The following is a 26,318-nucleotide window of genomic DNA, read 5'->3' on the forward strand; positions in this document are numbered from 1 at the left end:
GCCATGACCCAAGACAGCCCCCTGCCCCCGGACCTCGGCGCCCGGATCGACGCGCTGTTCGCGCGCTGGGCCCAGCCGAATTCGCCCGGCGCCGCGGTCAGCGTCACCCGGCACGGGCGCGAGATCCATCGCGGCTGCTACGGCATGGCCGACATTGCCCATGGCGTGCCGATCGACGAGCGCACCGTCATCCGCATCGGGTCGCAGACCAAGCAGTTCACCGTGCTGCTGGCGCTGATGCTGGAGGCCGAGGGCAGGCTGTCGATGGAGGACGACGTCCGCCGCCACCTGCCCTGGCTGCCGGAATATCCGGAGTCGGTGACGCTGCGCCACCTGGCCGCCAATGTCGGAGGCCTGCGCGATTTCCTGGAGATCATGATCCTGGGCGGGCTGCCGATCGCGGCGCCGTCGACCCGCGCCTGGGCGCGCCGGATCATCGGCGGGCATGGCGGCGTGAACTTCCGGCCCGGCACCGACCTGATCTACTGCAACACCGGCTTCTTCCTGCTGTCGGAGATCATCGAGCAGGTCTCGGGCAAGACGTTCAACCAGCTGCTGGAGGAGCGCATCACCGGGCCGCTGGGCATGCGCGACACCCGGCTGATGCCCCGGGATTCGCAGATCCTGCCGCGGCTGGCGGACCACCACACCCGCGGCCCGGATGGCTGGCACAAGGCGCAATGGGGCACGGTGCTGGGCGGCGAAGGCGGCATGGTCTCGACGATCGAGGACATGAAGGTCTGGCTCGCCAATCTCGACGCGCCGAAGGTCGGCTCGCCGGAGATGATCGCCCGGATGTCGGCGCCCGGCGCGGTGATCGACGGCATCCCGTCGCCCTACGGCCTGGGCCTTGTCACCTGCCGCTACCGCGGCCTGGCCAGCATCGGCCATGGCGGCGGCGTCGCCGGCGGCCGCTCGGAATCGGTGCGCTTCCCGGAGGCCGGGATCGGCATCGTCATCCTCGGCAACACCGACGACATGGGCCCGTTCTCCCTGGCCCGCCGGATCCTGGACGTGGTTCAGGGCGATGAGGTTGGCCCGCCGCGGACGCAAGCGGCCACAGAGCGGCTGAAGCGGGCTGTCGGCCTGTACCGGGCCGAGGGCGGCGACGATGTGTTCGGCGTGGCCGTCAAGGACGGCCAGCCCGTCTTCATCAGCAACGGGAATGGCGGCATACCGATCGAGCAGGTCGGCGACGGCACCTTCGTGCCGGAGCGGGGCATCGTGCCGTTGGAGTTCACGCCGCGCGACGACGGCGACATGGACACAAGCTGGTTCGGCCACCCGCGGCGCTTCCGCCGCCTGTCCGACACCGCCCTGCCGGCAGCCGCCGGCCTGGCCGGCCGCTACGCCGACGCCGCCACCGGCTTCGAGGCCGAGATCGGCAAGCAGGCGGGCGAGACCGTGCTGCGCCTGTGCACGCCCCATGGCGTGTGGGAGACGGCGCTGGAGGCTCGCGCCCCGGACCTGCATCTGGCACTGCCGCGCAGGGTTCTCGCCGATACCCCGCCCCCGGCGATCGAGGCGGGCGGCTGGGAGTTCACGGTCCGCCTCATGGCCGACGGCATCGTGCTGAACAACGACCGCACCAAGCATCTGCTGCTGGCCCGCGCGGCTTGACGTCCCCGGCGTAGGCCGACAGCATCCAGATCGGCGACCCGCTACTGTCCGTCGGTCAAGGTCATCTCGAGCAGCTTCTCGGTCCCGGCAGCGAGGTCGACCGTCGCTTCGGCGCGCCGGTTGTCCTCGGCGACCGCCGAGACATGCCAGCGGCCCACCGGCAGGATGGTCTCCACGGACTCGCTGCTGCCGCCCGAGAAGGCTGCGGGCCCGAGGCTGCCGTCGGCGGCGACGGGATAGAACTCGAAGACGATGTTCACCGGCGGCGGCGCCCCCTCTTCCGGCCGCGCCGATACGCCGAGGCGACCGGCCAGCAGGTCGAGCCGTACCGTCTCTTCGGTATCCGGCGCGACCAGGAGATCCCGCTCGGCTGTCGCCAACCCGCTCTTCACCGCGACGTGCCAACGGCCGGGCAGCAGCGGCACGGTCGGGTTGGCGACAGGCTGGTCCTGCATCAGCGCCGTTCCGGGGGCGATGCCGATCGCATCCACCGCCGTGACGGTCCAGCTCGTATCGCGCCAGTCGGTGAAGGGATCGGCACCGGGGCCGAGGGCGGCGGCAAGGATGCGGCTGCCGGTCGGAACCACGATGCGCGCCTCCCGCTGCGCGCCTTCCTCCACCTCGACATCGCGAAGGACGGTGGTGCCGGCGACGGCAAGCTCGACGCGGTAGCGGCCGGACGGCAGAGTGAACAGCGGCGCCGCCTCCTGCATGGCCTCGGCCGCGGCGGTTCCGTCCGGCGCCAGGGCGCGCCAAGCCAGGCCGCGCCAGTCGGTCAGCGGCTCGCCATCCTCCGTCAGCGCGGCCGACAGCTTCAACTCGCCCAGCCGCAGGCTGACAGCGAGATCCAGCGGATGGCCGGCGGCCACCGTCACCTCCTGATCCGACCGCCGCCCCTGATGCTCGACCGCGAGGCGGTAGCGCCCGGCCGCCAGCAGCAGCGCCGGCTTGGCCACTGCCGGCATCTCGACCGCCGCCTGGCCGTCCAGCGGCGTCAGCGTCCAGCGCAGCCCCTCGCCGATCGGCTCGGCGCCCTGGTACGGCACCGCCTGCGCCTTGAGGCGTCCGGCCGCCAGCGGCACCTCGATCCGGGCCGCCTCGCCGGACAGCTCGACATCGCGATGCGCTTGGACATTGCCGATCGCGGCGTCGATGGCATAGCGGCCCGCCGGCACCGTCAGCTCGACCAGGCTGGTCCGGCCTTCGTAGCGGAAGGGTTCGGGCCCTTCACCGCCGGCGACGCGCCAGTCGAGCGCCAGGTCGGAGATGGGACCTTCCCCCGGGACGATGGCGACGATGCCGACCCGCGCGGTCTTCACCGGCTCCGGCACCGGGACGGGCGGCGGCGCTTCCGCCGGCGCCGGCTCGACCCGGACCGGCGCGGGCTCCGGTTCCGGCGCGGGGGCGGTCGCCGCGCGCGCGGCGGTGTCCAGCGTGGCGAGCAGGCTGTCGGCATCGGCCGCGGTGCGATAGTCGCCGCCGCCGGCCGAGGCGATGCAGGACAGCTGCTGCTCGTCCTTCGCCTCGACGGCGAAGCCGATGACGCGGATCGACAGGGCCGCATCGGCGGCCCGCAGGGCGGCGGCCACGCCGCAGGGGTCGGGGTGACAGGTCTCGATCCCGTCGGTCACCAGGATGATGGTGCCGCCGCCGCCCGCGGCCTGCAGCATGCCGGCGGCCTGCTGCAGCGAGGCGGCGAGCGGAGTCTTGCCGCGGGCGCGCAGCGTCGCGAGCCGCCGCCCCAGCGCCGCCGTGTCGGGCGGGCTTATCGGCGACAGCACCTCGATGTCGCCGCAGTCGCTGCTGCGGCGATGGCCATAGGCGACGAGGCCGACCGGCGCGGCCGCGGGCCAGTGCGCCAGCATCTCGCCCAGCACGCCGCGCGCCGCGTCGAGCCGCGGGACGCCACCGATCGCGGCGCTCATGCTGCCGGAAGCATCGACGACGATGACAGTCGGCCGCGGCACCTCCGCCCGCGCGGCGGCGAAGGGCAGGAGCGATGCGAGCAGCAGGAGGCTTCGCCACGCCATCGCCCGGCTCCCGAAGGCGCCGCTCACGGCGGCGAGAACCGGAACGCCGCATCGTCGACCACCGGATCGGCGACGGGATCGAGGGTCGTCGTGCTGCGGTTGATGCCGCCGCCGCCCAGCGTCGTGTCCTGGAGGATCCGGCGGATCAGAAGGCTTTCGCTGTCGATCCACAAGGTGGCGGGATATTCGCTCGAGACGTAGCTGGTGCCGTATTTCTCGCGGACGATGCCGCTGAGCTTGATGTGGTCGCGGCCGCCGATCCGCTCGGTGCCGTCGAGCCGCAGATCCTCGAGGCTGTGCAGCGGGCCCTGCAGCCCGGCCGATCCGAACAGCAGGCCTGGGACCAGGACTGCGGTGCCTTTGGTCGGCAGCGAGGCCACTGCGAAGGCGTCGATGCCCTTGCCCTGGGGGTAGACGTCATGGACCTTGGTCGTCAGCCACCAAGTGTTGAACTCCGCCCCCTCGCACCAGATGACGAAACGGTCGGCGCCCGCATCGGGATCCTCGTCGAACTCGAAATAGAACTGCCGCGGCCGCTTGAGCGCGGTCTTGAAGCGATGCTTCTCGCGAATCTGCACCGCGGTGTCGGAGCCGTACTCGGTGACGATTTCCCCGCTGTCGGAATAGGTGCCGAGGGCATCATAGGCGGCGACGACCCGCTGCCACAGCTGGCCGGCGTCCGTCTCGGCCCGGGCGGCGGGCGCGGCCAGCAGGACCGCCAAGGCTGCCAGGAGAACCGGTATCCGCATCGCGAACCCCCAAGAACATCCGGATGACCGGAACGGCGTCCCTCAGCAGGACGGGTTGCAGGCCTTGATCGAAAGATTGTAGACGCCCGTCGTATCGTCGCTCTGCTTGCGGCGCTCGAACTGCCGCATGATCGTCATGGTGGTGCCGGAGCGCTGGACGGCGAACTCCGCCGGCCCGTCGTTCATCGCGCGCAACATCATGAACTGGGCGCCTTTGAACGGCAGGGCGTAGTCCTGCAGGGTGATCCGCATGGACAGCACCGGCAGCATGAGGACCAGCACCTTGGTACGCGCATCGTCGAAATCGACCGCCGCCGGCTGCACCTCGAGCCGCAACGTGTCGCCCCTGAGATCGCCTCGGACCGGCACGCGGAAGAAGTTCGGCGTGAAGCCCGCCCGCACCGTGATGCCGCCCTGGTCGATGATCGTGGTCAGCGGGTTGAAGTTGGGGATGTCCTGCCCCAGGATCTTCTTGTCCTTCAGCCGCGTCTCGTTCAGCACCTTGATGTCGCCGAGGCCCATCGGATCCTGGCGCGCCATCTTCAGCACGGTGCCCTGCGCCAGCTCCGGGAACAGCACGGGAATGGCGTTGTCCCAGGACCGGAACGACATCGCATTGCCCACGATCTCGCCGGTCAGCGCGATCGCATCGCCCTTCGCCCCCTTCGGATAGCGCAGGATGATCTCGCCTTTGATCTCGACCGTATAGTTCCAGTAGACGTTGCCGTACTGGCGGAACTCCGCGGTCATCTTGCCGGTGACCGGCCCCTGGAAAGTCTGGCAGTAGCGCTCGAACATGCGGCTGACCATGAAGGCGCTCAGCGCATAGGCCATCTTGTTGAGCCCGACCGTGAACTCGGTCTTGAAGTGGCCCTTGGCCGCATCCTCGCGCATCGGCGCGAAGGTGGTGATGCCCTTCCACGAGGTCTCGACCGCCTCGGTGCCAGCCTTGGTGCGCTTGACCGCCGGGATCATGCCGACCAGCTTCGTCGGCACGTTCTCTACCGCCCAATCGGCGAAATAGGCGATGGGCTTGGTCAGCAGGCCGAGAAAGAAGTCGACCGCCTTGAGGCCGTTGATGGCGACATCGAGCTGGTCGCACAGCAGATTCCCACGCGTCACCTCGGCAAGCACCGTGGAAGCGCGGGCATTCGCGCGCTTCGCAACGGCGTGCCAGCCCTTCAGGCGCGCCGACAGACCCATGGTCGCCACCCGCATCTCCGACGCGACGGATTGCAGCGTCACCAGATGGCCCACGCCGTTCACCCATTCCGGCGATGCACCCTGAGCCCGCAAGGCCCTCATGGCATTCTGAAGTTCGGTCAGCTTCGCCTTCGCCTCGTCCTTCGCCGGGCTGGCGGGAAGGTCGTCGAGCTTGCCGGCGAGCGCGTCGATGATCGCCCCCGTCGTTTCGGTCAACTGCTCCGCCTCGGCCTCGATCCCGTGCTTGTCGGTCGCGTCCTTCTTGGCGCAGTCGGGCTCATCGACCAAGTCGCTGAGATCCGAGACGTCGAAGCTGGTGTCGCCGGTCTGCCCCCCTTCGGGGTCGCGGACCTCGACCTCATGGGTGCCGATCGTCTTCGGCGTGAACTCGGTCTCGAAGCTGCCGTCGATATCGGCGACGACGTCGATCACCGTCGGCGGCAAGGCCTCCATCGGACCGACGAAGATGACATTGGCCGGACAGTCATTGTCGGGGATCTCCTGCGGCGCCTCGGTCCCGTCCGGCGGCTCCGCCTTCTGCGGCGGCGTGACCGTGATCTGCAGCGGTTTGCCGTAGAGGGCGGGCGGCGCCACCCCGCGCAAGATCACCGGATAGCCGGGAACGGTGGTCAGCTCGTCGAGCTCGGGCAGGCCCGTCACCTCGCCCGTCAGGCCTTCGATGACGGCTTCGACGAAGATGCCGGGCTGGCCCGGCGGGCCGGCCGCGCCTGCCGGACCGGCATGGGCGAGCCCGATCACCAGGCTGGCCATCGACAGCGCCAGCGCACGCAGCAGGCAAGGACGGCTGATCACCCTTCCCTCCATCCCAACGCACCGACGCGCCGCGGAGCTGGATCCCGGGCGGGGCCGAGCCGTTAATATTTAGCATAATTGTGTTCACTTCATGAGCGGCGAAGCGCGGATCTACGACGTCGAAGGCGGGTCCGTCGAGCGGGTCTACCAATTCGTCACCGACCCGTCGTTGCGCCTCAGATGCGGCGCTTCCCAGAACTTGAAGCTCTGCTGCTTGACCAATTCCTCATTCACCTCGACGCCGAGGCCGGGCGCGTCCGTCACCGGATAATGGGCGTTCTCGATCCGTGGCTGCACGGGGAACAGATCGGCATTGTCGAAGCCGAGCTGCTCGGCCGCCGAGGTCCGGGTCTCGAGCCAGGAGAAGTTCGGCACCGCGGCGGCGAAATGCACCGTCGCCGCGGTGCAGATCGGCCCGAGCGGGTTGTGCGGCATCATGTCGACGTAATGCGCCTCGCTCCAGCCGGCGACCTTCATCGCCTCGGTCAGCCCGCCGACATTGCAGACGTCGATCCGGTTGAACTGGTGGATGTTGCGTTCGATGTAGGGCAGGAACTGCCATTTGGAGGCGAATTCCTCACCGATCGCGAAGGGCACGTCGACCATCCGCCGCAGCGCCTCATAGGCCTCCGGCGTCTCGTCGCGGATCGGCTCCTCCAGGAAATCGAGCGTGCCGGAGGGCATCTTCTGGCAGAAGCTCGCCGCCTCCGCCACCGACAGGCGGTGATGCAGGTCGATGCCGAGCACGACATCGTCGCCCAGCGCCTCGCGCGCCCTGACGCACCATTTCGCCGTCGTGGCGATGTGCTCGCGCGGCTCGTAGATCTCGCCGCCCTGGTGACCGGAGGGCGACAGGCGCATCGCGGTCCAGCCGGCGGCGATCAGCGCCCGCGCCTGCTCGATCATCTCCTCGCCCGGCGGGGCGGAGGTGGTGGCGAAGGTCGGGATCCGGTCACGCTGCTTGCCGCCGAGCAGCTGGTAGACCGGCACGCCGAGCGCCTTGCCGAGGATGTCATACAGCGCGATGTCGATCGCCGAGATCGCCGCCTGCAGGACGCGGCCGCCCTCGAAATACTGGCTGCGATACATCTCCTGCCACAGCGCGCCGATCCGGAACGGATCGCGGCCGATCAGGAATTCGCGGTAGTGCTCGATGGCGCCGACCACCGCCTTTTCCCGGCCGGAGAGGCCGCTTTCGCCCCATCCGGACAGGCCTTCGTCGGTCTCGACCTTGACGATCAGCTGGTTGCGCGTACCGACCCAGACCGGATAGGCGCGGATGGCGGAGATCTTCATGTCGGTCACCAGTGCCAGAGGGTGCCGTCCTCCAGCCGGTTCACCGGCAGGTAGGAGCGCTGATAGGGGTGTTTCGCCGCGAGATCCTCGTCGATGTCGACGCCGTGGCCCGACGCCTCGCCGGGGTGGAGGTAGCCGCCCTCCTGCCTCCAGGAATGCGGGAAGACCTCGTGCATCAGCGGGGTGTAGCCGGAGAATTCCTGGATGCCGAAATTCGGCACCCAGAGATCGATATGCACGTTGGCGCCCATCGCCACCGGCGACACGTCCATCGGCCCGTGGCAGGCGGTGCGGATGTGGTAGACCGAGGCGAAATCGAAGATCCGCCGCAGCCCAGTCACGCCGCCGGCATGGACCGAGGTCGCGCGGATGTAGTCGATCAGCTGCTCCTCCATCAGCAGCCGCGCGTCCCAGATGGTGTTGAAGACCTCGCCCAGCGCGATCGGCGTCGTCGTGTGCTGGCGGATCAGGCGGTAGCCCTCCTGCAGCTCGGCCGGGACCGGGTCCTCCAGCCAGAACAGCCGGAACGGCTCCAGATCCTTGCCCAGCCGGGCCGCCTCGATCGGCGTCAGGCGGTGATGCGTGTCGTGCAGCAGATGCAAATCGTCGCCGTAGACGTCCCGCAGCCGGGCGAACAGCTTCGGGATGTGGCCCATGTATTTCGCGGTCGACCACACCTCCTCATGCGGCAGCGCCTCGGCCAGGCCGGTGCCCTGCTTCGACCCCTTGCCGGTGCCGTAGATCGCGGGCAGGCCGGGGATGCCGACCTGGGCGCGGATCGCGACATGGCCTTCGTCGCGCTTCCGGCCAACAGCGTCGACGGTCTCCTCGATGCTCATGCCCTGGGCGTGCGAATAGATCATCACCTTCTGCCGCGAGGCGCCGCCGAGCAGCTGGTACAGCGGCATATTCGCCGTCTTGGCCTTGATGTCCCACAGCGCCATGTCGACAGCCGAGATCGCCGCCATGGTGATCGGCCCGCGCCGCCAATAGGCGCCGCGGTAGAGATACTGCCAGATGTCCTCGATCTGCGCCGGATCGCGGCCGATCAGCAGCGGCGCGACATGGTCCTGCAGATAGCTGACCACCGCGAGCTCGCGCCCGTTCACCGTGCCGTCGCCAACGCCGTACAGGCCTTCGTCGGTGACGATCTTGACGGTGACGAAGTTCCGCCCGGGCGAGCAGACGATGACTTTGACGTCCTTGATCTTCATGAAAGCACCTCAGTCGGGGTCGTGGCGCCAGCCGAGCAGCCGCTCGGCCTTGGCCGTCGAGAAGAAGCTGCGGTTGCCGCTGAGGTCGCCGCGGATCGGCACGTCCGGGAAGAAGCGGGCGACAAGCTCCAGGCTGGGGATATCCATCACCGTGTCCGGCGCGGTGATGTAGAACACCTCATGGCCCTGGAACGGCGCATCGAGCGCCAGCAGGCAGGCCCGCGACGCCGCCTCGTAGAGCGTGTAGGCCCAGAGATGCTTCGACGCCTCCTTGGTGGCGAAGCCGTAGACGGCCCCGGCCTGGGCGCGCTCGTCCACCACCAGGTGGAAGCGCATGCTGGCGATGCGGAGGTCGCTGTAGCGGCGGGCGAAGGTGTCGGCCTGCTGCTCGCAGATCCATTTCGACAGCGAGTACGGCTCCTCGGTGTAGTTCGGATGCGCCTCGTCGAGCGGCAGGTAGTCGAAATGCGCCTCGCGGCTGAAGGACAGGCCGATCGCATTGACGCTGGAGGCCTGGACGATCCGGGTGACGCCGACCTCGATCGCGGCGCGCAGGGCGTTGTAGCTGCCGGTGACGTTGTTGTTGTGGACGATATGGTCGGGATGGTTGCCCGGCGACGGGATGGCCGCCATGTGGATCAGGGCGTCGCAGCCGCGGAAGGCGTCGACCAGCGCGTCGTAGTCGCCGATATCGGCCTGGACGAAGCGGATGTTCTCCTGCGCCTCGGCCGGCGCGGCGCGGTCGATGCTGACGACGCGGTGGCCGGCCTGCAGGGCCGCCGCGGCGATGGCGCGGCCGATCCGGCCGCTGCCGCCGGTCAGCGCTATGGTCTTGATAGTCTCTGCGGTGTCCATCGTCCCCTCCCCGCTCACGCGCCGTAGACCGACTGGTGCAGCCCGCGGATGTAGCCGATGGCGTAGAGCCGCCCGAAGGCGGAGTAGCCGGCCTGCTCGTTGCTGTCGCCCTCCACCGTCGGCACATGGTCGGGGCGCAGCACGCCGTCGAAGCCGATGTCACGATAGGCGCGCATGCAGGCCAGCATGTCAGTCTTGCCGGCATCGTGCCAGGTCTCCCGGAACGCCTCCGGCGTGCCCTGCACATCGCGGAAATGGACGAAGGAGATCGCCTTGCCGAAGCCGCGGATGGCGCCGGGCAGGTCGTCGGTCATCAGCGTGAAGTTGCCCTGACACAGCGTGATCGTGTTCATCGGGCTCGGCACGATCTCGACGAGACGGCGGTAGTTGTCGATGCTGCGCATGATCCGGCCGACGCCGCGGATCGGCGACAGCGGCGGGTCGTCCGGGTGCATTGAGATCTTCACCCCGGCCTGCTCGGCGACCGGCAGGACCTTTTTGAGGAAATAGTCGAGATTGACCCAGAGCTCGTCCTCGCCGATCGGCGGATTGTTCGTGAGATCCTCCGGGACGTCGGCGATGTCGAAGCTGGTGACCACCGACCCGCCGCGCGACGGCGTCGCCAGGTTGGTGCGCACCCAGTTGAAATCGGTCATCCACTCGTAGCACCAGACTGGGATGCCGAGCCGGCCCATGTTCCGCAGCAGCGTGCAGACCGTCGCGATCTCCTCGTCACGCCCCGGCAGGCCGCGCTTGGCCTTGTTCAGCGGCGGGCGGGATTCGATCACCTTCAGGGTGAAGCCGGCCGCCTCGTAGCGCTGCTTCAGGCGCTGCAGCGGCCCGAAATCCCAGGGCGCCTCGCCCTGCAGCAGGTCGTCGGGCGGCAGGCCGCCGACGGCGAGATCCACCCCGGCCTGCTTCGCCAGCTTCCAGACGGGCGTCGGCGTGGGACTGATGAATTCGGCGATTTCGAGCATGGTCGTGAGGATCCCGGAGAGGCTGGGCAGTGAAAGGGGACGTTCGGCGAAGTCAGGCGGGCAGCAGCTCCGACAGGCGCTCCTGCGCGACCTGCGGCTGGCGATCGTAGAGGAAGCATGAGGCAGTCTGGCGATCGCCGATCCGGAACAGTGGCGGCTCCGCGCCGCAGGCCTCCATCGCCCTCGGGCAGCGGGGCCGGAAGCGGCATCCGCCGGTGCCGACACCGGCCTCGCGCGCCTTGATCGGCTGGGCACCCCAGCGCCGGTCGAGATCGGGCCAGGGGATCGAATCCACCAGCAGTTGGGTGTAGGGATGCTGCGGGTCCTTGATCACCTGGTCGACATCCCCCGCTTCCATCACCGCGCCGCGATACAGCACGATGATCGACTTGGCGATATGATACGCGGTCGTCAGGTCGTGGGTGACGTAGATGATCGAGACGCCGTGGTCGCGTTGCAGGTTGCGCAGCGTCTCCAGGATCGTGGCGCGCAGCGACGCGTCGACCATCGACACCGGCTCGTCCGCGATCAGCAGCCGCGGATTCAGCAGCAGGGCGCGGGCGACATTGATGCGCTGGCGCTGGCCGCCAGACAGCTGGTGCGGGAAACGGCCGAGGATGTCCTCCGGCCGGAGCCCGACGGCGGTCAGCGCGTCCTCCATCTTGCGGCGAGCGTCCGCCTTCGACGTCGCCAGGCGGAACTTCCGGATCGGCACGGTGAGCAGATGGTCGACCGTATAGAACGGGTTGAACACGGCGAAGGGGTCCTGGAATACTGCCTGCACCTCGCGGCGATAGGCCATCTTCTCCTTGCCGCGGAGGGTCGAGACATCCTTGCCGCGATAGATGATCCGGCCCGTCGACGGCGCGATGAAGCCGAGCAGCAGCATGGCGAGCGTGGTCTTGCCGCTGCCGCTCTCCCCGGCCACGGTCAGGATCGTCGGCTCGTCCTCCTTCAGCGTCAGCGAGATGTCGCGCAGCGCCACCGTCGTCTGCGCGTTGACCAGCCCGCGGGTATAGGTCTTCGAGACGTGTTCGAGCCGCAGCAGATCGGCCATCTCAGGCGTCCCCATCATAGAGGTGGCAGGTCACGCCGCGGCCGCCGGCCAGGATGCGCTGTTCGGGCCGGGCCGTGCTGCAGACCGCCATGGCCCTGGCGCAGCGCGGATGGAAGGCACAGCCGCCCGGAAGCCGCAGCAGCGACGGCGCCAGGCCGGGGATGCCGCGGAAGACGCCCTTGTTCTCGAGGCTCGGCAGGCTGTCGATCAGCGCCTGGGAATAGGGATGCTTCGGGTCCGTGAACATCTCGCGGACCGTGCTGACCTCGACCAGCCGGCCGGCATACATCACCGCGACCTTGTCGACGAACTGCGCCATCAGCCCCATGTCGTGGCCGATCAGGATCACCGCGGCGTTGATCGCCTTCTGAACGTTGTCGATGGTCTCCATCACCTGGCGCTGGGTGACGACGTCGAGCGCGCTGGTCGGCTCGTCGGCGATGATGACGTGGGGGTCGAGCAGGATGCCGATGGCGATGCAGACGCGCTGCTTCATGCCGCCCGACAGCTCATGGGCATACATGCGGTAGACACCGACATCGAGATCGACCGATTGCAGCGCCCGCTTGCAGCGCGCCTCGATGGCCCCGCGGGATTCGCCCGCCAGATGCGACTTCACCGCGTCGACCATCTGGGCGCCGATCCGCATCACCGGGTTGAGCGAGTTCATCGCGCCCTGCGGGATATAGGCGATGCGGGACAGGCGGGCCTGGCGCATGCCCTCGGCGTCCAGCGCCATCAGGTCGGCGCCGCCGATGATCACCGCGCCGCCCTCGATCCGGCCCGGCGGCTTGATCATCCGCATCATCGCCAGCGCCAGCGTGCTCTTGCCCGAGCCGGATTCGCCGACCATGCCGAGCTTCTCGCCGGCATTCAGCGTGAAGCTGACATCGTCGAGCGCCTTGGCGCGGCCGGAATCGGTGTAGTAGGTCACCTCGAGGTTGCGGACATCGAGGACCGGCTGGATTGCCGCGACTGGTCGGTTCATGGTCCCTGCCCTGTCCCGGGGCGGCGCGAGCGTCACATCCATCGCCGTCACTCCGACCTGCGCACGCGGGGGTTGGCCAGCTCGTCCAGACCCATATTGATCAGGGCGAGTGAGCCGAGGATCAGGATCATCGCGACCGACGGGATGATCGGCCACCACCACCAGCCGTTGAAGAAGGCGCCCTGCGACTGCGCCGCCCAGATGATGTTGCCGAGCAGCGGCTCGCGCAGCGGCCCGAGCCCGAGCACGGCGAGGTAGAAGGCCGCGAACACGGCCGAGAACACCTGCGCCACGAACGCGGCCGCGATGAAGGGCAGCAGGCAGGGCAGGATCTCCTTGAAGATGATGCCGAGATCGCTGACGCCTGACAGCTTGGCCACGGCGACGAACTGCCGTTCCTTCATCGTCAGCACCTGGGCGCGGATGACCAGGGTCGGCCCCATCCAGGCCAGCAGCACCACGATCAGCGCCATGGTCAGGATGGTGACGTCGCGCTTGTCGAGCGAGCCGGCGATCACGACCTGGATCAGCAGCACCGGGATCGGCGTCAGGATCTGGCAGACCGTACGGATGATCGCATCGATCCAGCGGCCGAAATAGGCGGCGATGAAGCCGAGCACGACGCCGATCAGCGTGCCGAGGCCGCCGGCGACGAAGCCGATGAAGGCCGTCTGCCACATGCCCACCACCATGGCCGAGAACAGGTCGCGGCCGAAGAAATCGGTGCCGAAGGGGTATTTCAGGCTCGGCGGCTTCTTCGCCGCCACCGACAGCGGGTCGGCGTCCTTCGGGTTGATCGTCAGCAGCCCGATGACGGTGAAGGCCACGAGGCCGAGCAGGATCAGGACGCCCAAGGCGAGCCCTTTGTTGCGGCGCAGATAGCGCAGCACCAGGACCAGGCTGCCGGGGCGTTCAAACCTGGTTTCGGCGGGCGGCGAGAGCGCGGCGATCGACATGTCTCTCGCTCCTCACGAATGCCGGACGCGGGGATCGAGCAGCGGGTACAGGAACTCGACCACCGTCATCAGCACCGCCACGGCGATGGTGATGAACAGCACGATGCCGTAGATGGTCGGGAAATCGTTGGCGCGGATGGCGAGATTGAGCATGCTGCCGATGCCCGGCAGGCCGAACAGCCCCTCGACGATGATGGCTGAGGTGACGACGGTGCCGAGCGCCAGGGCCAGCCCGGTCACCTGCGGCAGCATCGCGTTGCGGAGATAATAGTCGCGGAAGATCCGGCCGCCGGTCAGGCCCTTGTGCTCGGCGAAGTTCACATAGTCCTCGCCCTGGATGGTGACGCCCATGCCGCGCATCGACAGCACCCAGCCGCCGACCGAGCCGAAGATCAGGGCCAGTGCCGGCAGCACCTGGTGCCGCAGCAGGTCGAGGATGAAGTCGAGGGAGAAGGTCGGCACCACCCCGACCGAGTAGGCGCCGCCGAGCGGCAGCCATTTCAACCGGAAGCCGATGAAGAACAGCAGCAGGATGCCCATGATCACGGGCGGCACGCCGGTCAGCAGGATGAAGGGCGTGGCGAAGGCCCGGAGCCAATGCGGCGCCCGCGGCCAGGCGGCGACGGCGCCCAGCAGGTTGCCGATGACGAAGCTGAGGATCGTCGTCACCAGCAGCAGGCCGATGGTCCAGGGCAGCGATTGCGCCAGCAGGTCGGCCACGGTCGACGGATAGCGGTACAGCGAATAGCCGAAATCCATCCGCAGGATGTTGCCGAGATAGGTCCAGTACTGGTGGTACAGCGGCTGGTCGAGCCCGAATTGCTGCTGCATCGAGGCGATGATCTTCTCCAGATCGGCCGGCGAGAAGCCGCCGGTGCGGGCCAGCTCGCCGAAGCGTTCGCGCAGCGCGTTGCGGCTCGAGATGCGCGGAATGAAGAAGACGATGGTCGAAGCGGCCCAGACCACCAGGACGAGGAACAGAAGGCGTTTGATGACGAGTTTGAGGGTCACTGCGACGATCCTGCTGTCTTGGAGCCGGATGGGTTCGGATCCGATCGGTCGACCAGAGGAAGAACGAGTCCCCCCTCCCCTCGCGGGAGGGGGTTAGGGGGAGGGGGCTCTCGCCATTGAGATCGGCCTGAATTCTGGCGATCCGGCTCTGACCCCGGGACCTGGTCTCTGCGCATTCGCGCGCGGACGCGCGCAGACCCCTCCCCCTGCCCCCCTCCCGCAAGGGGAGGGGGGACAAGAAAGGAGGGGGCTCCAGCCATTACGGCGCGCCCGTCGGCTGCAGCGCTGCGATCACCAGCAGGCCGGTATGGGCCCAGAACGCGCCGTTGGTGCCGCCGGCGAGGTTCGTGGCGCTGGGCCAGCCCTTCCAGTAGTGGTTGTTGTACGGGATCCGGTGCAGCCACTGGATGACCGGCACGTCGATCACGTCGCGCCAGTAGATGCCGAGCGCCTTGGCCGCGCCCTCCTGGAACTTCGGATCGTTGGAGTCGAGCGGCGAGATCTCGTCGAGGATCTTGTCGAACTCCGGGTTCTTGTAGCGCGAGAAGCGGTTGTTGCCGGCCGCCGAGCCGATCGTGTTGCTGTACTTGCCATGGAAGAGGTTCATGGCCTCGAACGGATCGTACAGGCTGGCGCCGTGGCCGAAGAGATAGAGGCCGGCCTTGCCGTCCACCATGTTCTGGAAGGCATCGGTGCCGAAGTTGACATTGGCGTCGAAGCCCGCCTGGCGCAGCATCTCGGCGAGGACCGGTGCGATGTCGCCATGGATGGTCTCGAAGGCCTGGATGGTGGCGTCGAAGGTCTTGCCGTCCTTCTCCCACAGGCCGTCGCCGTTCTTGGCGAAGCCGGCCTCGGTCATCAGCTTCTCGCTCTCCGCGACGTCGAACTTGCCGGGCTCGTACTTCGCCTGCTCGGCCTTCACGGCCTCGGAGTCGGCGAATTTCTGCAGGTTCGGGTACAGCGGGAACGGATAGATGGTCGCGATCTTGGCGCCATCGTAGAGCACCTCGTCGATGCGGTCGCGGTCGATCGCCAGGCTGATCGCCCTGCGCACCCGCACGTCGTTGTAGGGCTCGAGCTGGGTGTTCATCCACAGCGAGTTCGGCCACCAATCGAGATAGCCAAAGGGCGATTCCGCGCCGGTCCAGGACTGGATGTCCTTGTTCTGCTCGACGATGTTGCCGATCACCTGGGCGCGCATGTCGACCGAGGAATCGAACTCGTTGTTCACCAGACGCTGGGCCACCGTGTCGATCGGCTGGTTCAGCACGTTGACGATGACGACGCGCTTGACCGCCGGCTCGGCCATCCGCCCTGCCTTCACCGCCCACCAGTCGGGGCGCAGGTCCATGATCTTCTGGTTGGCGTTCCAGGCGACGACGTCGTAGGGGCCGGAATGCGGGATGGCGTCGAGGCCGACGGCCGCGGTCGGGTTCGGCTGGGCCGATTCCCATTCCGCCGGCACGATCGGCAGGCCGGTGTCGAACTTCTCGGTCAGCACCTCGAACTTGAAGCGCGGCGCCGGCTGCTTGAACTTGACCTCGACGGTCAGGTCGTCCTTGGCGCTGACGCTGTCGACGAACTGCTCGAAATGCGCGTGGTAGGGCAGCGTCTCATACTTCATCTGCCCTTCGAAGGTGTAGACCACGTCCTTGGACGTGACCGGCTTGCCGTCGCTCCACTTGGCGTCCTTGTTGAGCTTGATCTCGAGCGACTTGAAGTCCGGCGTGTACTCCATGCTGTCGGCCAGCCACGGCACGAACTCGCCCTTGAAGATGGCGAAATACATCAGCGGCTCGAACAGCAGGTTGTTGCCTTCCTGATGCGTATAGCCCGGCAGCACCCAGGGGTTGGTGGTGCCGATCGAGGTGCCGCCGGCGACGCCCCAGCCGAGAATGAGCGTCTGGTTGCGGGGAACGTTCGGCAGCGCGCCCTTGGGCGTGATTTCCTGCGCGGCCGGCAGGCCGGCGCTCTGCGCGAAGACCGCGGCCGGCGCGATCATCGCCGCCGCGGCGAGCACGACGCCGGCGAGGCGTTTCAGACTGACCATAAGACAGATCTCCTCCCTGTGATTGTCGAATGGTGCAAATGTCGCTGTTTGCACCTCTTGGGCGCCGTTGCGGTGCGACGATGCGCTTCCCCACCCTCACAAAGTCAAAAGACATCACAGCCCGACCGAAAGTCATCGATCGAGTAAATACAAGTTTCTCGTCCAGAAACTCTGCGTCCTGTGACTTCCTGCTTTCTTCCTCCTGCAGCGATATTGCTCGCCTTCAAGCAATTCGCATCTTTATATTTATCGGCAGCCTAGGTCAGTTTCGCGACCGGCTCAACTGCCAATACGGCGCGCCGCCCGCATCTGCTCGATGATGTGGCGGCCGGATCCTTCGACATGGCGGGCGATCACGGCTGCCGCCGCGTCCGCGTCCTGGGCCTTGATCGCGTCCAGGACGTCCTGATGGTCCCGCATCACCGTCGCCTGACGACCGAGCGAGATCGGCAGCCGCCGGCTGATCGCGCGCAGGATCTCGCGGTGCTTCCACCACAGATCGACCGCGTGCCGATTGTAGTGGCGCTCATACATCGTGTGGTGGAACTGGGTGTCGAGCAGCCCATGCCGCACCGGGTCCGAGTAATTGAGCCGCAGCATCTCGGCATGCAGCGCCTCCAGCACGGCGATGTCGGCCTCGGTCGCGATGCCGACGAACCAGCGCGTCAGCGCCGGCTCGATCAGGACCTCGATCTCATAGATGTCGCGGATGAAATCCTGGTCGATCGGCCGCACGCGCGCCCCGCGATTGGGCATCATCACAACGAAGCCCTCGCCGCGGAGCTGCTGCAGCGCCTCGCGCACCGGGTTGGTCGAGGTGCCGTGCCGCTCGGCGAGGTCGGCAACGATCAGCCGGGCATTGGCCGAGATGCGACCCGAGATGATGTCCTCGCGGATCGCCTCATAAACCGAAGCCTCGCGGTCCGGCGGCTGGAACGCCGGCAGGTCCAGACCGATGCTCGTGGACTGCGCCTCTGCGCTGCCTCCCAACGCCCGCCTCCCTGTCCAGCCTCGGAGCTCGACACGCGATCTTTTTAATTTCGTGTACGATCTTTGTCGGAGTCGACACGAAATGTCGAGCCCGAACAGGGCGAGGCTCTCCTTGTCCGAAACTCGCCGTTTCGATCCGGCACAGCCCGGACTCAGCTGCCGGTGGACATGTATTTCGACACGCCGTGCCGCCAGGCCAGGAACGCCAGGGCCAGCAAGGCAAATCCCGCCGCCGGCGTGACCGGCAGCAGCCAGTCGGGCGCCCCGAGGGGATCGGGCCGCCCCAGGATGGCGAGGACCGGGTAATACGCCACGCAGGCCAGCGGCACGACGAAGGTCAGGAAGCTGCGGAACCAGCGGGCGTAGAGGCCCATCGGGAACTGGCCGGCATAGGCGCCGCCATAGGTCAGGGCGTTGACGGCTTCGAGGCTTTCGATGGTCCAAAACGCCATCGCCGCCTGAAGGATGAAGAGGGCGACGAAGAAGGCGGTGCCGCCGGCCACCGTCCACAGGGCCAGGATGACGGCCTGCGGGGTCCAGGCGAAGTGCAAGGACGCGGTGGCGACCGCCAGGATGACGGCCGCCTGCAGGAACCGCCCGAACCGGCTGATGCGGAAGTCGTGGCCCACCAGTTGCAGGGTCGCCGAGCGGGGCCTGAGCAGCAGGCGGTCGAAGTCGCCGGTGCGCACGAAGTCGGTGCCGAACACGTCGAAGCCGCGGGTGATGAAGTCGGCGACGGAGAAGCTGATGTTGATCAGGGCGTAGAAGAACATCACCTCGCCGAAGCTCCAGCCCTTCACCGCGCCGAACCGGTCGAACAACGCCCAGATCGAGACGATCTCGATCGCGGTCGCGGCCAGTTGCCCGACGGTCAGCATCAGCGCCGAAGCCGGGTACTGCATCTGGCTGCGGATCGACGCCGCGAAATAACGGCCGAGCAAGGTGAGGCCGTTCATCCCCTACCCTCCCTGGATTTCGAGGCGGCGCATGACGCAGCCCAGCCACAGCCTGCCCGAGAGGATCAGGGCGAAGGTCCAGAACGCCTGCAACCCGATCCCGGCCCATGCCGTGACGCCCGTCAGCGCGCCCGCGTAGATCCGGTTGGGGATATCGAGGACACCCGCCAGGGGCTGTACGAACAGCACCGCGGCGATCGCGTCGGGATAGAGCGGCAAGGGCAACAGGGAGCCGGAGAAGACGACAATCACCGGCACGGCCAGGGTGTTGACGCCGCGGGCGTTGAGCGTCGCCACCACGACGATGTTGATCAGCATGACCACGGCGCAGGACAGCGTCGCCGCCAGGGTCAGCGAAAGGATGAACAGCAGGGCGGCGGAGGCGCTCGGCGGCGGCTGCCAGGCCCATTCGGCTTGGCCGATCAGGGGTAGGGCGATCCCGGCGGCGAGGATCATCAGTGCCACCCTGGGAACGACGCGAGCTGTCATCCAGCCGGCCGTGCGGGCGTACCACAGGGCATAGGCGTCCACCGGGCGCAGCCGGTCGTAGCCGATCGCGCCGGTGCGCACCGAAACGGCGATGTCGGGATCCGCCATCCAGGGCAGCAGCGCCAGCAGGCCCTGGGCCAGCCAGGTATAGGTCACGGCCTGGGACAGGCTGAGCGATGCCGGGGACGCGGCCTCGGGCGCGCCCAGGTAGAACGCCGCCAGCACCATGACGCGCACCGCGCCGAACCAGCATTGCGTGGCGAAGCCGGCCAGGGCCGCCGCCCGGTACTGCATCATCAGCAGGAAGCGCGAGGCGAAGGCGGCGCTGTAGGGGCGGAGGGCTTCCACGGGTCAGGCCTCGCCGGCGCCGTGCAGGTCGTAGAACCGGGCGATCACCTCCTCGATCGCCGGCTGCTCGACATGAATGTCCTCGACCGCATGCTCGGCCGTGATCGCCGCGATCAGGGCCGGGGCGCCGGTCACCCGGGGATCGAAGGCCAGTTCGACCGACCGGCCGCTGCGGACCCGGACCTCGGCGCCGGGCAGCACGAGATCGGGCGCGTCCCCGGCGAAGTCCACGAACAGCCGGCGCTCGGCCAGCACATTGGCGCGAAGGGCGTCGAACGCGCTGTCGGCCAGGACCCGGCCATGGCCGATGACGATCACCCGCTCCGCCAGCGCTTCGATGTCGTGCATGTCGTGGGTGGTGAGCAGGACGGTGACGCCGCGCTCCCGGTTCAGCCGCTTGACGAAGTCCCGCACCGCCAGCTTTGAGGGCGCGTCGAGGCCGATGGTCGGCTCGTCGAGAAACAGGATCGACGGCTCGTGCAGCAGGGCCGCGGCGAGTTCCGCCCGCATGCGCTGGCCGAGCGAGAGCTGCCGCACCGGCTGGTCGAGCAGGCGTTCCAGCCGCAGCATCCCGACCAGCTCGTCGCGGGTCGCCCGGTAGCGCTGCGGATCGACCCGATAGATGTCGCGCAGCAGGTCGAAGCCGTCGGCCACCGGCAGGTCCCACCACAGCTGCGTCCGCTGGCCGAACACGACGCCGATCCGGCCGACATGCCGGATACGGTCGCGGTACGGCACCAGGCCGTCGACCTCGACACGGCCGGAATCGGGCCGCAGGATCCCCGACAGGATCTTGATGGTGGTCGATTTGCCCGCGCCGTTGGGGCCGATGAAGCCCAGCAGCTCGCCACGCTCCAGCGCGAAGCTGACATCCTTCAGCGCCTCGACCGTGCGCCAGCGCCGGCGCAGCAGTCCGCGCATGGCGCCCAGCACGCCGGGGTCACGCTCGGCCACGCGATAGGATTTCGCCAGGCCCTGAACCAGGATCTGGGCCATGGCGGCCCCCGGACTATCGAAGGAAGGGCCCGACACTATGGTGCCGCTTCCGCCGGGTCAACGATCGCGCCCGGCGCGCCTCCCGACCGCTCCGGCCGATCGCGTGTTGAACAATGACCCGTCCCGAAATATGCTTTTGCAAATAATTTGCGCCGGGAGTCGCCGGCGGAGGAACGCCATGGCCGAGCGCTCATTTGCCCGGGAGGTCGAGGATCTGAAGCTTGGGGAGGGCGAGACCTTCAAGGGCGAAGGCATCCTCGCGATCACCAAGGCCCTGCTGCAATCCGGCGTGGCCTATGTCGGCGGCTATCAGGGCTCCCCGATCTCCCACCTCATGGACGTGCTGTCCGACGCCCGGGACGTGATGGAGGAGCTGGGCGTCCATTTCGAGACCTCCGCCTCCGAGGCGGCGGCCGCGGCGATGCTGTCGGCATCGGTGATGTATCCGCTGCGCGGCGCCGTGACGTGGAAGTCCACCGCCGGCACCAATGTCGCCGCCGACGCGCTGTCGAACCTGGCCTCGGGCGGGGTCACCGGCGGCACGCTCATCATCATCGGCGAGGATTACGGCGAAGGCTCCTCGATCATGCAGGAGCGCAGCCACGCCTATGCGATGAAGTCGCAGATCTGGCTGCTCGACCCGCGGCCGAACCTGCCGTCGATCGTGCAGGCGGTGGAGACCGGCTTCGAGCTCTCCGAAGCCACCAACACCCCGGTCATGCTGCAGGTCCGCATCCGCACCTGCCACGTCCATGGCCAGTTCACCGCCCGCGACAACAAGCGCCCGGCCTTCACGCTGCGGCAGGCGATGGAGAACCCGGTCCGCGACACGAGCCGGATCGTGCTGCCGCCCGCCTCCTTCCTGCACGAGAAGGAGAAGATCGAGCAGCGCTGGCCCGCGGCGGTCGAGTTCATCAGGAGCCGCCGGCTGAACGAGACCTTCGGCCCGGCGGAGGGCGATGTCGGCATCGTCGTGCTGGGCGGGCTCTACAACTCGCTGATCCGCTCGCTGCAGCTGCTCGGCCTAGCCGACATCTACGGGCGCTCGCTGGTCCCGATCCATGTCCTCAACGTCGCCTATCCCCTGATCGACGACGAGCTCGCGGCGTTCTGCGCGTCGAAACACGCGGTGCTGATGGTCGAGGAGGGCTCGCCCGACTATATCGAGCAGTCGCTCAACGCCATCCTGAAGCGCCGCGACATCCAGACCCGGGTCGCCGGCAAGGACGTGCTGCCGATGGGCGGCGAATACACCGCCCCGGTGCTGATGAAGGGGCTCTCGGCCTTCCTCGATGCTCACGCGCCGATGCTGCTCGGCAACCGGCCGCCGCCCCCGGACGCCTCGGCGGTGCTGGCCGACCAGCGCGTCAAGACGCTGGCCGCGGTGGTGCCGCCGCGCCCCGCCGGCTTCTGCACCGGCTGCCCCGAACGGCCGATCTTCGCCGCGCTGAAGCTGACCGAGAAGGAGCTGGGGCAGCACCATGTCTCGGCCGATATCGGCTGCCACCTGTTCTCGATCCTGCCGCCCTTCAACATCGGCGCCACGACGATGGGCTACGGCCTCGGCCCTGCCTCGGCCTCGGCCTTCAACGTCAAGGCGGACAAGCGCGCGATCTCGGTGATGGGCGATGGCGGCTTCTGGCACAACGGCCTCGCCTCCTCGATCGGCAACGCCGTGTTCAACAAGCATGACGGCGTCATCCTGATCGTCGACAACTACTATTCCGCCGCGACCGGCGGCCAGGACATCCCCTCGTCCCGCGCCCACAACCCGCGGCGCCAGACCAACAACGCCATCACCGACGCGGTCCGGGGCATCGGCGCCAAATGGGTGCGCCAGATCGACCGGACCTACGACGTGGCCCGCCTGCGCGACACCTTCCGCGAAGCGCTGACGACGCCCGAGCCGGGACCGAAGATTATCGTCGCCTCCTCCGAATGCATGCTGAACAAGCAGCGCCGGATCAAGCCGCTGCTGGCCAAGGCGGTGAAGGAGGGGCGGCGCGTGGTGAAGCAGCGCTTCGGGGTCGATGAGGATGTCTGTACCGGCGACCACGCCTGCATCCGGCTGTCCGGCTGCCCGTCGCTGTCGGTCAAGCACACCGACGACCCGCTGAAGGACGATCCGGTCGCCGCCATCGACCAGTCCTGCGTCGGCTGCGGCAATTGCGGCGAGGTCTCCGAGGCCGCGATCCTGTGCCCGTCCTTCTACCGGGCCGACATCATCCAGAACCCGACCCGGGCCGACCGCCTGCTGGCGCGGCTGCGCGGGGCGGTGATCGGCTGGCTGCAGCGCCGCCGCGAGAGCCGCCGCATCGTCTTCGCCGAATGAGCGCCGTGGCGCCGGATCGTTCGCTGCTGTCGCAGGACCGGCCGCTGGCCGTCGCCATCCTGGCCATGGGCGGCCAGGGCGGCGGGGTTCTGGCCGACTGGATCGTGGCGCTGGCCGAGGCCAATGGCTGGGCCGCCCAGTCGACCTCGGTCCCCGGCGTGGCCCAGCGCACCGGCGCGACCATCTACTATATCGAGATGATCGCCGCGAAGCCGGGTGCCACCCCGGTCTTCGCCCTGATGCCGACGCCGGGCGATGTCGACGTGGTGCTGGCGGCCGAGCTGATGGAGGCCGGGCGCGCGATGCTGCGCGGCCTGGTCACGCCCGACCGCACCACGCTGATCGCGTCGACCCACCGGTCCTTCGCCGTGGTCGAGAAGGAGAAGCCGGGCGACGGCACCGGCGACCCCGTGGCCGTGGTCGACGCGACCGATTTCGCCGCCAAGCGCACCATCGCCTTCGACATGGAGGCGCTGGCCGGCCGCAGCGGCAGCATGATCTCCGCCGCCCTGTTCGGCGCCCTGGCCGGGGCCAAGGCCCTGCCGTTCCCCCGCGAGGCGTTCGAGGCGACGATCCGCGCCGGCGGCCGGGGCGTGGACGCCAGCATTGCCGCCTTCCGCGCCGCCTGCGACCGGGCCGCCGTGCCCGGGACCGAGGCCGTCGCCCGTGCGCCGGGGAAGCGCTTCGACGCTTTGCCGGCGGCCGCCGGACACCCCGCGCTCGACCGCCTGGTCCAGCGCATCGCGCAGGAGTTTCCCGCGGCTGCCCACCCGATGCTGTTCGCCGGCGTGAAGCGGCTGACCGACTATCAGGACCCGGCCTATGCGGACGAGTACCTGACGCTGCTCGCCCGGCTGCATGCCGAGGACCGGGCGCGGGGCGGCGCCGCCAGGGACCACGCCTTCACCGTCACGGCGGCGAAATACGTGGCGGTGGCAATGGCCTATGACGACGTGATCCGCGTCGCCGACCTGAAGGTCCGCTCGCACCGGTTCGAGCGCGTGCGCCGCGAGGTCGGCGCCGGACCGGACCAGATCGTCTATGCGACGGAATACATGCATCCGCGCATGGAAGAGGTCTGCGGCACGCTGCCGAGGGCGCTCGGCGCCTGGATCGAGGCGCGGCCGAACCTCTTCGTGCGCCTCGACCGGCTGGTCAGCCGCGGCCGGCGCGTGCGCACCGGGACGATCTTCTGGTTCCTCGGGCTGCAAGCCGTCTCGGCGTTGCGCAGGGTCCGCCGCGGCACGCTGCGCCATGCCCGCGAGACGGCGCATCGCGACGCCTGGCTCGCCACCGCCCTCGACACGCTGCGGGTGAATTACGACCTCGCGGTCGAGGTCCTGGAGTGCCGGCGGCTGGTCAAGGGCTATTCCGACACGCATGCCCGCGGCGAGTCGAAGTTCGAGCGGGCGCTGTCCGGCCTGCCCCTGCTGGTCGGCCGCAACGACGGCGCCGCCTGGCTGCGCCGGCTGCGCCAAGCCGCCCTGGCCGACGAGGACGGCACCGCCCTGGACGGCGCGCTGAAGACCATCGCCACGCTGTGACATCGGCCGAAAGCAAAAACGAGTCCCCCTCCCCTCGCGGGAGGGGGGCAGGGGAGGGGGTTCTCGATGCCCAGGACCGCCCTGGACTGTCGCGATCCAGCCCCTGGCGGCGAAGTCAGTCCTTTACCCATTCGCGCGCGGACGCGCGCAGCCCCCTCCCCCTACCCCCCTCCCGCAAGGGGAGGAGGGACTAAAAAAGGGATCAGGCTACTCCGAAAGGCTCCCACAAGCGGGAGAGGCAAACGGCTCTCGATAACGAGGGATTCAGCGGCTCGCCGGCATCAAATATCATGCTTGCGGATGTTGCGCAGGATCTTGTGCAGGGTGGCGACGAAGGCGACGTATTCGTCGTCGCCGACGCCTTCGAACATCTGCGTCAGCAGCCCGTACATGGTGGGCCAGACCGCGTCGAAGACGGCCCGGCCCTCCTCGGTGATGGCGATGTCGCGGACCCGCATGTCCTCGGCGCGCGGCTGCCGGCGGATATAGCCCTGCTCCTCCAGCGCATCGAGCGTGCGGCTCATGGTCGACTGCTCGGTCACCGCATAAACCGACAGCTCGTTGATCGTCAGCGTCGACGAGATGCCGAGGATGGCCAGCGCCCGCATCTTGGTGGTTGTCATGTCGTGCGCCTTCAGCGCGTCGGACATGTTGGCGTTCCACCGCGCCATCACCCGGTTCATCAGATAGGGCGCGAACTGGTTGAGGCCGATCTCACCCAGGGTCGGGCGCGTCTCGCCCTGATCCGGCCCACGCAGCACCGTTCCGGCAAATCTGTCGGTCATCGCGCTCCCATCCGCTTCCCGTCTTGCGAGGCCGGCCCCTACCCTGCCCGCGGCACCAGCGCAAGGGCGCGCACCGGCGACCCGGTGCCGCCGACGAATTTCAGCGGCGCCGCGATCAGGACCGCGCCCTTCGGCGGCAACTGGTCGAGATGGCACAGGCTGGCCAGGCCGTAGCGGTTGGCCTTGTGCAGCAGGTTGTGGGCGGGGAACGGCGGCGTCATGCCGCCGGCCGAGCCTGCATCGGTGCCGACCGTCTCGGAGCCCCAGCCGAGGATGCCCTTCGACAGCAGGTATTCGATCGCCTCCGCCGTCGGGCCGGGCGAGTGCGGGCCGTTCTGGTCGGCATTCAGGAAGGTCCCCGACGACCCGTTGCGCTTGTACCAGTCGGTGCGCAGCACCACCCAGGACCCAGCCTCGATCGCGCCGTGCTCGGCCTCCCACGCCTTGATGCTGTCGACCGTCAGCAGATAGTCCGGGTCGGCCGCGGTCTCCTTGGAGCGGTCGATGACGTTGACCGGCGCGACGAAGCTCTTCGGCGGGATGCGGTCGGTGGTGCCGTCGGCGTGGTCGCGGCCGGTGATCCAGTGCACCGGGGCGTCGAAATGCGTGCCGGTGTGCTCGCCGAGCTCGAGCCAGTTCCAGGCCCAGAACGGGCCGTTCTCGTCATAATGCGAGATCTGGTGGACCTTCACCGCCGGCGTGGCCTTGCCGATCTCGGGCGGCAGCTGGATGACCGGCGTCTCCGGCCCGAGCGGCGCGGTGAGGTCGACCACCCTGATCGAGCCGTCGAGCAGTGACGCCGCCAAGCCGGCGAGATGATCGGTTGCCATGATTGCCTCCCGTTTCGGTTCTGCCCGGTCGCCCTGCTCCCTGTCGGCGGGTCGGATCGCGGGTGCCGTCTGCCAAACCTTAAGTTAGAATATCTGCAATCACAACGATCTCAACCGGGTGTTACAGCACACAGCCATCCAAAAGCATGGAATCGCATAGGAGAAGCTTCAGACCTAAAACAATCCGATTGATCGGGGATATCCTCCGTGGTCACATAGCGCGGCCAAC

The 26,318-nt window shown here is 68.2% G+C and carries 21 protein-coding genes; 3 read left to right on the forward strand and 18 right to left on the reverse strand.

From position 1 onward, the window contains the following. The first annotated feature begins 3 nt into the window (after window positions 1-3). Entirely contained in the window at window positions 4-1,620 is a 1,617-nt protein-coding gene (locus tag QFZ27_RS33750) for a serine hydrolase domain-containing protein (RefSeq protein WP_429230839.1), read from the forward strand. Between the two features lie 41 nt (window positions 1,621-1,661). Here the strand turns inward: QFZ27_RS33750 and QFZ27_RS33755 are convergent, their stop codons facing one another. From QFZ27_RS33755 to QFZ27_RS33830, 16 genes are all read right to left on the reverse strand, one after another. After that, window positions 1,662-3,650, reverse strand: coding sequence for a vWA domain-containing protein (locus tag QFZ27_RS33755; protein ID WP_429230840.1), 1,989 nt, complete (start codon window positions 3,648-3,650; stop codon window positions 1,662-1,664). A gap of 23 nt (window positions 3,651-3,673) precedes the next feature. Beyond that, entirely contained in the window at window positions 3,674-4,399 is a 726-nt protein-coding gene (locus tag QFZ27_RS33760; protein WP_429230841.1) for a LolA-like protein, read from the reverse strand. A gap of 42 nt (window positions 4,400-4,441) precedes the next feature. After that, window positions 4,442-6,415: a hypothetical protein gene (locus QFZ27_RS33765; protein ID WP_429230842.1), complete on the reverse strand. Its 1,974-nt coding sequence runs from the start codon at window positions 6,413-6,415 to the stop codon at window positions 4,442-4,444. A gap of 144 nt (window positions 6,416-6,559) precedes the next feature. Continuing rightward, window positions 6,560-7,711 carry a mandelate racemase/muconate lactonizing enzyme family protein gene (locus QFZ27_RS33770; protein ID WP_429230843.1) on the reverse strand — a complete coding sequence of 384 codons (1,152 nt, stop codon included), beginning with the start codon at window positions 7,709-7,711 and terminating at the stop codon, window positions 6,560-6,562. Window positions 7,712-7,716: 5 nt separating this feature from the next. Beyond that, the gene (gene manD, locus QFZ27_RS33775; protein ID WP_429230844.1) at window positions 7,717-8,925 is read right to left on the reverse strand and encodes a D-mannonate dehydratase ManD; all 1,209 of its coding nucleotides are present in this window, start codon (window positions 8,923-8,925) and stop codon (window positions 7,717-7,719) included. Between the two features lie 9 nt (window positions 8,926-8,934). After that, entirely contained in the window at window positions 8,935-9,780 is an 846-nt protein-coding gene (locus QFZ27_RS33780; RefSeq protein WP_429230845.1) for an NAD-dependent epimerase/dehydratase family protein, read from the reverse strand. Window positions 9,781-9,794: 14 nt separating this feature from the next. Then, window positions 9,795-10,757: a mannonate dehydratase gene (locus QFZ27_RS33785; RefSeq protein WP_429230846.1), complete on the reverse strand. Its 963-nt coding sequence runs from the start codon at window positions 10,755-10,757 to the stop codon at window positions 9,795-9,797. Between the two features lie 52 nt (window positions 10,758-10,809). Next, window positions 10,810-11,814: an ABC transporter ATP-binding protein gene (locus QFZ27_RS33790; protein ID WP_429230847.1), complete on the reverse strand. Its 1,005-nt coding sequence runs from the start codon at window positions 11,812-11,814 to the stop codon at window positions 10,810-10,812. A 1-nt stretch (window position 11,815) separates the two neighbouring features. Then, complete coding sequence (locus QFZ27_RS33795) at window positions 11,816-12,802, reverse strand: ABC transporter ATP-binding protein (protein WP_429230848.1); 987 nt, start codon at window positions 12,800-12,802, stop codon at window positions 11,816-11,818. Window positions 12,803-12,849: 47 nt separating this feature from the next. Beyond that, window positions 12,850-13,758 (reverse strand): ABC transporter permease, encoded by a 909-nt coding sequence (locus QFZ27_RS33800; protein WP_429230849.1) that lies wholly within the window; start codon window positions 13,756-13,758, stop codon window positions 12,850-12,852. Between the two features lie 12 nt (window positions 13,759-13,770). Continuing rightward, entirely contained in the window at window positions 13,771-14,769 is a 999-nt protein-coding gene (locus QFZ27_RS33805) for an ABC transporter permease (RefSeq protein WP_429230850.1), read from the reverse strand. A gap of 259 nt (window positions 14,770-15,028) precedes the next feature. Continuing rightward, a complete protein-coding gene (locus tag QFZ27_RS33810) occupies window positions 15,029-16,819 on the reverse strand; it encodes an ABC transporter substrate-binding protein (protein ID WP_429230851.1) in 1,791 nt (596 codons plus the stop codon). 279 nt (window positions 16,820-17,098) lie between these two features. Then, a complete protein-coding gene (locus QFZ27_RS33815) occupies window positions 17,099-17,809 on the reverse strand; it encodes a GntR family transcriptional regulator (RefSeq protein ID WP_429230852.1) in 711 nt (236 codons plus the stop codon). Window positions 17,810-17,961: 152 nt separating this feature from the next. Beyond that, entirely contained in the window at window positions 17,962-18,765 is an 804-nt protein-coding gene (locus QFZ27_RS33820) for an ABC transporter permease (protein WP_429230853.1), read from the reverse strand. A gap of 3 nt (window positions 18,766-18,768) precedes the next feature. Next, complete coding sequence (locus tag QFZ27_RS33825; RefSeq protein WP_429230854.1) at window positions 18,769-19,602, reverse strand: ABC transporter permease; 834 nt, start codon at window positions 19,600-19,602, stop codon at window positions 18,769-18,771. Between the two features lie 3 nt (window positions 19,603-19,605). Then, the gene (locus QFZ27_RS33830) at window positions 19,606-20,598 is read right to left on the reverse strand and encodes an ABC transporter ATP-binding protein (protein ID WP_429230855.1); all 993 of its coding nucleotides are present in this window, start codon (window positions 20,596-20,598) and stop codon (window positions 19,606-19,608) included. Between the two features lie 178 nt (window positions 20,599-20,776). Between QFZ27_RS33830 and QFZ27_RS33835 the strand changes: the two genes are divergently transcribed. Together QFZ27_RS33835 and QFZ27_RS33840 are read left to right on the forward strand one after the other, a co-directional pair. Further along, window positions 20,777-22,930, forward strand: coding sequence for a thiamine pyrophosphate-dependent enzyme (locus QFZ27_RS33835; protein WP_429230857.1), 2,154 nt, complete (start codon window positions 20,777-20,779; stop codon window positions 22,928-22,930). A gap of 5 nt (window positions 22,931-22,935) precedes the next feature. Next, on the forward strand, window positions 22,936-24,474 hold the full coding sequence (locus QFZ27_RS33840) for an indolepyruvate oxidoreductase subunit beta family protein (protein ID WP_429230859.1): 1,539 nt from the start codon (window positions 22,936-22,938) through the stop codon (window positions 24,472-24,474). Between the two features lie 281 nt (window positions 24,475-24,755). Here the strand turns inward: QFZ27_RS33840 and QFZ27_RS33845 are convergent, their stop codons facing one another. Both QFZ27_RS33845 and QFZ27_RS33850 read right to left on the reverse strand, forming a co-directional pair. Next, the gene (locus QFZ27_RS33845) at window positions 24,756-25,259 is read right to left on the reverse strand and encodes a MarR family winged helix-turn-helix transcriptional regulator (RefSeq protein ID WP_429230861.1); all 504 of its coding nucleotides are present in this window, start codon (window positions 25,257-25,259) and stop codon (window positions 24,756-24,758) included. 38 nt (window positions 25,260-25,297) lie between these two features. Next, window positions 25,298-26,089: a cyclase family protein gene (locus QFZ27_RS33850; protein WP_429230862.1), complete on the reverse strand. Its 792-nt coding sequence runs from the start codon at window positions 26,087-26,089 to the stop codon at window positions 25,298-25,300. Between the last annotated feature and the right edge of the window lie 229 nt (window positions 26,090-26,318).

It is taken from the genome of Inquilinus ginsengisoli, assembly GCF_050434925.1.
GTDB lineage: Bacteria > Pseudomonadota > Alphaproteobacteria > DSM-16000 > Inquilinaceae > Inquilinus > Inquilinus ginsengisoli_B.

Bases quoted from the DNA above. Each gene is read 5' to 3' on its own strand.
- QFZ27_RS33850 (WP_429230862.1), bottom strand. From the start codon at position 26,089: ATGGCAACCGATCATCTCGCCGGCTTGGCGGCGTCACTGCTCGACGGC.
- QFZ27_RS33830 (WP_429230855.1), bottom strand. From the start codon at position 20,598: ATGGCCCAGATCCTGGTTCAGGGCCTGGCGAAATCCTATCGCGTGGCC.
- QFZ27_RS33845 (WP_429230861.1), bottom strand. From the start codon at position 25,259: ATGACCGACAGATTTGCCGGAACGGTGCTGCGTGGGCCGGATCAGGGC.
- QFZ27_RS33810 (WP_429230851.1), bottom strand. From the start codon at position 16,819: ATGGTCAGTCTGAAACGCCTCGCCGGCGTCGTGCTCGCCGCGGCGGCG.
- QFZ27_RS33800 (WP_429230849.1), bottom strand. From the start codon at position 13,758: ATGTCGATCGCCGCGCTCTCGCCGCCCGCCGAAACCAGGTTTGAACGC.
- manD (WP_429230844.1), bottom strand. From the start codon at position 8,925: ATGAAGATCAAGGACGTCAAAGTCATCGTCTGCTCGCCCGGGCGGAAC.
- QFZ27_RS33780 (WP_429230845.1), bottom strand. From the start codon at position 9,780: ATGGACACCGCAGAGACTATCAAGACCATAGCGCTGACCGGCGGCAGC.
- QFZ27_RS33820 (WP_429230853.1), bottom strand. From the start codon at position 18,765: ATGAACGGCCTCACCTTGCTCGGCCGTTATTTCGCGGCGTCGATCCGC.
- QFZ27_RS33795 (WP_429230848.1), bottom strand. From the start codon at position 12,802: ATGAACCGACCAGTCGCGGCAATCCAGCCGGTCCTCGATGTCCGCAAC.
- QFZ27_RS33770 (WP_429230843.1), bottom strand. From the start codon at position 7,711: ATGAAGATCTCCGCCATCCGCGCCTATCCGGTCTGGGTCGGTACGCGC.
- QFZ27_RS33750 (WP_429230839.1), top strand. From the start codon at position 4: ATGACCCAAGACAGCCCCCTGCCCCCGGACCTCGGCGCCCGGATCGAC.
- QFZ27_RS33790 (WP_429230847.1), bottom strand. From the start codon at position 11,814: ATGGCCGATCTGCTGCGGCTCGAACACGTCTCGAAGACCTATACCCGC.
- QFZ27_RS33785 (WP_429230846.1), bottom strand. From the start codon at position 10,757: ATGCTCGAAATCGCCGAATTCATCAGTCCCACGCCGACGCCCGTCTGG.
- QFZ27_RS33835 (WP_429230857.1), top strand. From the start codon at position 20,777: ATGGCCGAGCGCTCATTTGCCCGGGAGGTCGAGGATCTGAAGCTTGGG.
- QFZ27_RS33755 (WP_429230840.1), bottom strand. From the start codon at position 3,650: ATGGCGTGGCGAAGCCTCCTGCTGCTCGCATCGCTCCTGCCCTTCGCC.
- QFZ27_RS33760 (WP_429230841.1), bottom strand. From the start codon at position 4,399: ATGCGGATACCGGTTCTCCTGGCAGCCTTGGCGGTCCTGCTGGCCGCG.